The following is a 7,505-nucleotide window of genomic DNA, read 5'->3' as shown; positions in this document are numbered from 1 at the left end:
ACGCTCGCCGCGGAGGACCCGGGTATCGGCGTGCGGGCGTTCGGCTCGGATCCGGTGACGGCTTCGCCGCACGTCGCGGCGTTCGTGACCGGCATCTGGATCCTCGGCAGAGTCGCCAGGCGCAGACGTCATGGGCTGAGTATTGGCTCGCCTCGACCACGCAGTCCAACACCTGTTTTCGCTGCGATTCAGCGATGAAATCGATCGGCCCGCGCAGGTACAGCGAGTCGGCAGTTGCCCATCGGCGCGACGGGCACCCAGGGATCAGGCGAAGACCACCTCCTCGCTTCCGACCAGCTTCACGCCTGCTGCGGACAGTTCCTCGTCCACCCGGGCGCTCTCCTCCGCGGCGGAGAGTTCGTCGTCGTAGGTGACGTGGGCGTCTTGGACCAGCGTGACCTCATGACCGCGTTCGAGGGCGGCCAAAGAAGTGGCCCGGACACAGAAGTCGCTCTGCATTCCGGCCACGACCAGCGCGGCTGATTCCGGAAGCAGGGAACCCAACGGGGTATCGGCGAAAGAGTCGGGTGTCTGTTTGTCGACTATGTGCTCGCCTGGGCGGACGTCGTGCACCAGTTCCCAACCGGAGGTACCCGGCACGTCAGGGTCGTCGCCGGTGCCGTTGTTCCGGATGTGCACCACCTGGGCACCTCCGGCTCTCGCCCGCTCCAGGACACGCGAGATCGCGGCGGCGACTCGGTCGGCATCGGGCACTGGGGTGGGCGGGAGAAGCATGTTGTTCTGGACGTCGATGAGAAGCAGCACGGGAACCATGCCGGAAGCATCCCAGCGGGCACCGACAAAAAACGGGGTTCGGCGTTCGCCCACAGGGATGAACACGGAGCAAATGACGGTGCAGTCGGGATCATCCCGGGCGGGGCAGAGCCCGTACCTGGCGTGGCGACTGCCCGCCACGGTCTGGCGGTGCCCTGACGACCCGGTGTCTGGCAGCGTTTCTTCAGCAGCCATCCACTCTTCGGCGGCTCTGGACTACGAGTCTCGCCGTTCCCGCGCGGAATCCTCCTGCACTGACGGTCGCGGGTGCGGCATCGGACGTTGCCGGGCGACCGGGTAGCGCGCCAGGGGGTGCGCCTCGTCCAGTCGGTGGCGGGCGCGGCGGGGCACGTCGTCCGACGGGGATACCCAGCGGCGCATCGAGTCGTCCCGCGGGGAGGCGGACGGAGGCTTCGGCGGCGGAACAGCAGAGCGACGCCAGGCGGCGCGGCGCAGGAACACCACGGCCAGCACCACGAACACCGCGGCGACGGCCACCAGGAGCCACCAAGCTTGCATTCGTCCTCCCGTCGTGGGTGGGTCGCACGCAAGGGTGCCCGTTCGGCCCGCCGACAGCGCGATGTCCACACCGCTGGGTGTCACCGGAACGGGGGGTTGTTTGCTGGATAATCGCGGAGGGCGGGTCGGTGCCGTGCAGGTCCGGGCTACAACGTCGCCAGCCGGGGCCGCGCGACGACCAGGTTCGCATTTAGCGCGAAGGAAGGACACCGCTGACTGGCTGCTGTGCCGCCGAACTGGACGACGAGACATATCGAGAGCGGCCCGTTCAGCGAAGTGCACCGGGAGCGGTCGCGGCGGGGCCGATCGAGAGCGGATCCAGTGCTGCGGCAAAGCACGCCCAAGGCCGACGTTGAGAACATTGCCGCGCACCGAAGCAGACCGGGACGGGATCCGTGGTCCTGCCGGTCGGCGCGGGAGACCAGCAGCAATGACTCGAGGCAGAGCACGTGGGCCTCAGCAGCAAGCAACTCGGCCCACGTCGGATAGAAGCTCACCGCGGCGGCAAAGCTCGCGGACCGCAACCACCTCACCAAAGCACCGGCAACCTCACGACCAGAGCCGTCACTTCACCCCATCCCGCAACGCCGACACCCGGTCCACCGCCGCACTGAACTCGCCGCTCGGCAGGGTCCCGTCCGACAATCCCGCGGCCAGCGACGAAGCGGCATCATCCCCCTGGCTCACGTCCCGAGCGGAGGCCAGGATCAAATCCATCCCCGCCTTGGCCGCAAGCACCGCGCGGTTGCCCGGCCCGCCATAGGACTTCAGTGCGCCGGCTTCCAAAGCGTCCGTCACGGTCACCCCGGCGAACTTCGTGCCGTTTCGGAGTTCTTGCACGGCCGTCGGCGAGAGTCCGGCGGGGCGGGAGGCGTCCAGAGCCGGGTACACGGCCCACGAGAGCATCACCAGCTTCACCCCCGCGTCGACCACCGGGTGGTAGGGAGCTTCGTCCTTGGCGCGCAACTCGGGCAAAGGCACGTTCAGCGTTACCGGGCCGACGTCGGTGTTGCTTCCAGCTGGGACAGCGCCCAGGCCGGGGAAATGCTTGGCTGTCGCGGCGACTCCGGCGGACTGCTGCGCGGTCACGAAATCCCGGCCCAGCGCCCCGGCCACCTGGGGGTCCTGGCTATAGGAACGGCCGTACTTGTCGATAAAATTGCCCGGTTGGCGGTAGACATCCAGCACTGGCGCGAGGTTCACGTTCATGCCCACCCCGGCCAGGTTCTGGCCCGCACCGGTGCCAGCGGCCTGCGCTGCGGCCGACGGGTTCGCGGCCGACGCGACCTGCTTCTCCGACCGGACCGGCTCGCCGGGCAAGCGCCGGACTTTGCCGCCTTCCTGGTCGGTCATCAGCAGCAACGGACGATGTACCGGGCTTTGCGCGTTCGCGTCCCGTAATTGTCGTACGACGCCGGTAATCTGCTGAGTACTTGAGATGTTCTCGCCGAAGAAGATCACGCCCGCGGCTTCTCCGGCGCGGATTCGTTGCAGCAGAGCGTCGGGCGGGGTCAGGCCGGGATAGGAGTAGATCACCCGCTGTCCGGCCAGTTGCCGCGGGGTGAGTTCGGCGGGAGTGGCGGCGACCGTGCTCATCGCGAGCACCGTCACGCCCAGAGCCAGCAATGCCTTCCGACGCTTCATGTGGCCTCCGTTCGCGCGCGGGTCGTGGGACCACGCTAAACCCCGGAGGACGGGCGTGCTCAGCAGGCCAATGGAGTCCTAAGTGGACATCAGACCCAGTAGGCGACGCGGGCCCGGTAGTTGCGCAGCACCAGCAACGCCAGCGCCCAGCCGACCACGGTCACCACGCCCGCGACCAGCCAGTGCGTCCAGCTCTGCTGTTGCCCCACCAGCGGGGCGCGCACCAGCTCGACGAAGTGGTACACCGGGTTGAGCTGCAGCAAATTCACCGCGACAGAACCAAAACCTTCGTGCGAACCCTGGTTCATCGCGCGCACCTGGTCCATCGACCACATGATCGGCGTCGCGTAGAAGAGCATCGTGATGAAGCTCTGGATCACCGGCGGGATGTCGCGGAACCGCGTGGACACGACCCCGAACAGCAGCACCACCCACGCGCCGTTCAGCAACACCAGCGCCAGCGCGGGCACCGCGAGCAGCATTCCCCAGCCGAGCCCGGGGTGCAGGAGCGCGCCCGCCTTGTCCACCAAGCGGTACGGCTGCGAGAGCTTCCCGAAGAAAATCGCCAGCACCACTACGTACACGACGAGGTTGTGCGCCAGGTACAACGCCTGCCGCCACACCGTGCGCAGCGCGTACACCGACACCGGCGCGGGAAGCTGTTTGATCATCCCTTCGTTCGCGATGAACGTTTCCGAACCCTCAACGATGCAGCCGTTCATGAAGTTCCACAGGATGAGCCCGGTGGTGATGCTCGGCAGCAACGTCGAAATCGAGGTGCCGAACAACGCCGAGTTCACCACGCCCAGCGCGAGCGCGGTCACCGCCATCCCGACGGTGATCCACAACGGCCCCAGCGACGAACGGCGGTAGCGCTGCTTGATGTCCTGCCAGGCGAGCAACGCCCACAGTTCCCGGGCACGCAGTCCGGCCTGCAGGTCGGCAAGGGCGCGACGCCAGCTTCTCGGGTCCGCGTCGATCGCGGGCGGAGCGGTCATGACAGCGAATCTAGCCGCGATCGCACTTCTCGGCCAACACGCGACTACGGTGTGCCGCGTGAGCTTTTTCCTGTCCCGCGTCCTTTCCGCACTCCGCGATGGCGGCGACACCGTGCTGTTCCACCACGACGACACCATGATGACGTACCGGGCGGCGTCCGAGCTGCTGTCGCGGCTGTACAGTGGCCTCGCCGAGATGCGCGGCATGGTGGCGATCGACGCCGCCAACCGGCCGGAAGTGGTGCTGGCCCAGCTTGCCGCGCAGTTGCGAGGGCTGGAAGTCGTGCTGATCGCCGCGTCCGCGAGCCGTCCGGCGCGGGCGGCGACGCTGGCGGCCACCGGGGCGACTTTGCTGACTGACGCCGAACTCGACACGCTCGCCACCGCGCGTCCGTCCACTCCGGATACACTGCCGAATCGCGTCACGGCGATTTTTCCCAGCGGCGACACCACTGGAACCCCGAAACTGATCCGGCACAGCGGAATCTACGACGGCGTGGCGCACATCTTCCAACCGGACGGCACCAAAACCGCCCTCGTGACCGCGCCACTCACGCATATGACTGGCAACGCCGCCGTTCTCGGTGCACTCTGCTGCGGCAACACCGTTGTGCTGCATCGGGAGTTCACCGCAGAGAAGCTGCTGGCCGATGTGGAGCGTCACCGCATCACGACGCTTTCTCTTACCCCGCCTCGACTTGCCGCAGTGCTCGACCATCCTGATATGTCCACAACGGACGTATCAAGCGTGCAGCAACTCTCCCTCGGAGCCGCGCCGTTGCCGCCCCGGAGGCTAGCCGAGTCGCTCAAGGTGTTCGGCCCGGTCGTCGGACAGGGTTACGGCCTCACCGAAGCACCGATGATCGCCAGCATCTCCGCGGACGAAGTCCTTGCCCGGCCGGAACTTCTCGGCTCCGTCGGCCGCATCGTGCCCGGCATGGAAGCCCGGACCGAGAACGGCGAGGTACTCGTCCGCGGACTGTCCATAATGGACGGCTATCACGGGCAGCCGCCGATCGGCGACGGCTGGCTGCGCACCGGCGACCTCGGCCGCTTCGACGAAGACGGTTACCTCTATCTAGAGGACCGGATCGACGACGTCATCGTCACCGGCGAGCACGGCACGAAGGTCTCTTCGACCACAGTGGAGCATGCCCTCCTCAGCCATCCCAAGGTGAAAGCCGCCGCAGTCGTCCCAGCGCCCGGGCCGGACGGAACCCTTCTGCACGCAGTGGTGGTCGCCGACAACACAACCGCTGACGAACTACGCGACCAGGTCCGCGAAGAACTGGGCGGCGAGCACTTCGTACCGTCCACTGTGGAGTTCCGGGATGAGCTGCCGCTGACCCCAGTGGGCAAAGTGGACAAACAACGGCTCAAGCGCTGACCGACGGACCCAGCAGCCGTTCCCGATGATGCTCCTCGTGCAGGTCTCGCCGTCGCGCGTGCAGCAACTGCGCCAACGTCACCTTGCCGAGCACCCGCGAGGGGTCATGCCGATCGACCACCAACGCCTGCGTCGTGTGTCCGAGCGCCAGTTCGTTCGCCACGTCACGCAAAGTGTCGTCAGCGAATACAACGACATCCGCCGGCATCTGCACATCCGGTTGGTGCGTCATCACTTCATGGACGAAGAACGTCTCAAGTGGATCAGTCGTGTACTCGCGAGTGAGATGCAGGCGTCGGCGCGCGATCTTCTCCGTGAGCACAGAACGCTTGAGCAGCAACACCGATAGCGCGTACGCCGAGAACGACGCGACGACGAGCGGCAGCAAATAGCTCCACGCGTGAGTCAGCTCCAAAGTGAACACAATGCCGGTGAACGGCGATCGCATCACGCCGCCGACCACCGCGGCCAGCCCGCACGTCGCCCAGAATCCGGGCGCGACATGGGGCAGCAAACCGCCTTCCGCGGCTCCCAGCGCGGCACCGATCATGAACACTGGCGCCAGCACGCCGCCAGAAGTACCGGATCCCAGTGACAGCGCCCAAATCAGCGTCTTCACGACCAGGATTCCGACGATCAGCGACGCGGTCGCATGCCCGGTGAGCAGCGTGTCGATCACGTCGTAGCCGACGCCGAGCGCGTGCGGTTCGATCAGGCCGCCGATGCCGATCACGAGGCCGCCGATCGCGGGCCACCACATCCAATGCACGGGCAGCCGCGCGAAAAGATCCTCGGCAAAGTACACGAGCGCAGTCGCGCCGATCGCCAGCAATCCGCCGGTGAGGCCGGGGATGAGCGCGAGACCATCGGCGGCCGGGCCAGGGTTGGACCCGGTGAACGGGACCCCGAAAACCGGTCCGGTGCCGAGCAGGAAACCGCGGCACACCGTCGCGACCGAGACCGCGGCCGCCACTGGCACGAGGCTGCGCGGACGCCATTCGAAGAGCAGCAACTCGACCGCCAGCAGGACCGACGCGAGCGGCGCGTTGAACGTCGCCGCCATCCCGCCCGCGGCACCGGCGACGAGCAGCGTCTTGCGTTCGTCCGCGGAGAGTTTTAGCAGCTGCGCGAGGATCGAACCGACCGCGCCGCCGGTCATGATGATCGGCCCCTCGGCGCCGAACGGGCCGCCGGTGCCGATGCTGACCGCCGCCGAAACCGGCTTCAGCACCGCGACGCGCGGGGCCACTCGGCTGCCGCCGGTGAGGATCGCTTCGATCGCCTCCGGCATGCCGTGGCCGCGGATCTTCTCCGAGCCGTAGCGCGCCATCAGCCCGATCACGAGCCCGCCGACAACCGGTGCGAGCAGCACGAGCCACCACGGATGGTGCTGCGCGCCCGGCGCGACGAGATCCGTGGCGACGCGTTGGTAGAAGACCAGGTTGGTGATCAAGCCGATGAGCTTGAGCAGCGCGAACGCCGCCACCGCCGCCGCGCCGCCCACCGGCAGCGCGATCGCGGTGATCAGCAGCATCCGCGGATTGACTGCGAAGTCGCCGAGGTGCGCGGCCCGCGCCGGGATCTTCACAGCCGGCCCGGCCCGGCCGTGGGCACACCGGGTGCCGATTCCGCCGCCGCGACCAGGTCGCGAACCGCCGTCGAGACCGCCTGGCTCCGCTGGGCGGGCACCTCCGCCAGCAGCTCGGACAGCGCGCGGTGGCGTCGATCCACGACACCCGCGACGACCTCGCGCCCGGCAGCGGTGACCTCGATCGTCACCACCGTGCGGCGGTGCTCGTCCTCGCCGCGCACGACGTACCCGTGCGCTTCGAGCTTGTCGGCCAGCCGCGTGACCGACGAGGCGTTGACGCCCATCGCCTCGGCGAGCCGCGAGCACGGCACGCGTCCCAGGCTGTCGAGCACCACGAGCAATCGCACCTGCGGGAAGGTGACGCCGCGCGGGGCGGCGTGCGCGCTGTCCCAGGCCACGGCCACGAGCACGCGAGTCAGCCGCTCGAGATCGGCCGCTTCGTCCGGCAAACCTTGCATAGTGCAAAAGTTGCTATAGACAAGGCTCTGGGTCAAGGGTGTGCTCGGTCACGGGGGCCTTCTCCCGGCCGCCCGTTTTGTCGGTGATCTTGGCTAGGGTGGCGGTTGAGCGACGCGGAGGTGAGCCGGTGGAG

The 7,505-nt window shown here is 67.7% G+C and carries 7 protein-coding genes; 1 reads left to right on the top strand and 6 read right to left on the bottom strand.

Going from position 1 to position 7,505, the window contains the following annotated elements:
- Positions 1–264 precede the first annotated feature (264 nt).
- From ACWDNU_RS22120 to wzm, 4 genes are all read right to left on the bottom strand, one after another.
- On the bottom strand, positions 265–774 hold the full coding sequence (locus ACWDNU_RS22120; protein WP_449670275.1) for an isochorismatase family protein: 510 nt from the start codon (positions 772–774) through the stop codon (positions 265–267).
- 216 nt (positions 775–990) lie between these two features.
- Complete coding sequence (locus ACWDNU_RS22115) at positions 991–1,293, bottom strand: hypothetical protein (protein WP_449670274.1); 303 nt, start codon at positions 1,291–1,293, stop codon at positions 991–993.
- A 564-nt stretch (positions 1,294–1,857) separates the two neighbouring features.
- Positions 1,858–2,937, bottom strand: coding sequence for a glycoside hydrolase family 3 N-terminal domain-containing protein (locus ACWDNU_RS22110; RefSeq protein WP_449670273.1), 1,080 nt, complete (start codon positions 2,935–2,937; stop codon positions 1,858–1,860).
- A gap of 89 nt (positions 2,938–3,026) precedes the next feature.
- The gene (wzm, locus tag ACWDNU_RS22105) at positions 3,027–3,935 is read right to left on the bottom strand and encodes a galactan export ABC transporter permease subunit Wzm/RfbD (RefSeq protein WP_370934415.1); all 909 of its coding nucleotides are present in this window, start codon (positions 3,933–3,935) and stop codon (positions 3,027–3,029) included.
- A 58-nt stretch (positions 3,936–3,993) separates the two neighbouring features.
- On the opposite strand from wzm, the gene ACWDNU_RS22100 reads away from it, so the two are divergent.
- On the top strand, positions 3,994–5,322 hold the full coding sequence (locus tag ACWDNU_RS22100; RefSeq protein ID WP_449670272.1) for a class I adenylate-forming enzyme family protein: 1,329 nt from the start codon (positions 3,994–3,996) through the stop codon (positions 5,320–5,322).
- On the opposite strand, the gene ACWDNU_RS22095 is transcribed toward ACWDNU_RS22100, so the two are convergent.
- Positions 5,312–6,910 (bottom strand): chloride channel protein, encoded by a 1,599-nt coding sequence (locus tag ACWDNU_RS22095; protein ID WP_449670271.1) that lies wholly within the window; start codon positions 6,908–6,910, stop codon positions 5,312–5,314. The genes ACWDNU_RS22100 and ACWDNU_RS22095 overlap by 11 nt on opposite strands.
- Positions 6,907–7,371: a MarR family winged helix-turn-helix transcriptional regulator gene (locus tag ACWDNU_RS22090; RefSeq protein WP_449670270.1), complete on the bottom strand. Its 465-nt coding sequence runs from the start codon at positions 7,369–7,371 to the stop codon at positions 6,907–6,909. The genes ACWDNU_RS22095 and ACWDNU_RS22090 overlap by 4 nt, the downstream gene beginning before the upstream one ends.
- Between the last annotated feature and the right edge of the window lie 134 nt (positions 7,372–7,505).

This window comes from Amycolatopsis sp. NPDC003676 (genome assembly GCF_053587275.1).
This window is presented reverse-complemented; position numbering and strand designations above follow the sequence as displayed.

Coding starts and splice junctions, on each gene's coding strand:
- ACWDNU_RS22090 (WP_449670270.1), bottom strand. CDS start 7,371: ATGCAAGGTTTGCCGGACGAAGCGGCCGATCTCGAGCGGCTGACTCGC.
- ACWDNU_RS22120 (WP_449670275.1), bottom strand. CDS start 774: ATGGTTCCCGTGCTGCTTCTCATCGACGTCCAGAACAACATGCTTCTC.
- wzm (WP_370934415.1), bottom strand. CDS start 3,935: ATGACCGCTCCGCCCGCGATCGACGCGGACCCGAGAAGCTGGCGTCGC.
- ACWDNU_RS22110 (WP_449670273.1), bottom strand. CDS start 2,937: ATGAAGCGTCGGAAGGCATTGCTGGCTCTGGGCGTGACGGTGCTCGCG.
- ACWDNU_RS22115 (WP_449670274.1), bottom strand. CDS start 1,293: ATGCAAGCTTGGTGGCTCCTGGTGGCCGTCGCCGCGGTGTTCGTGGTG.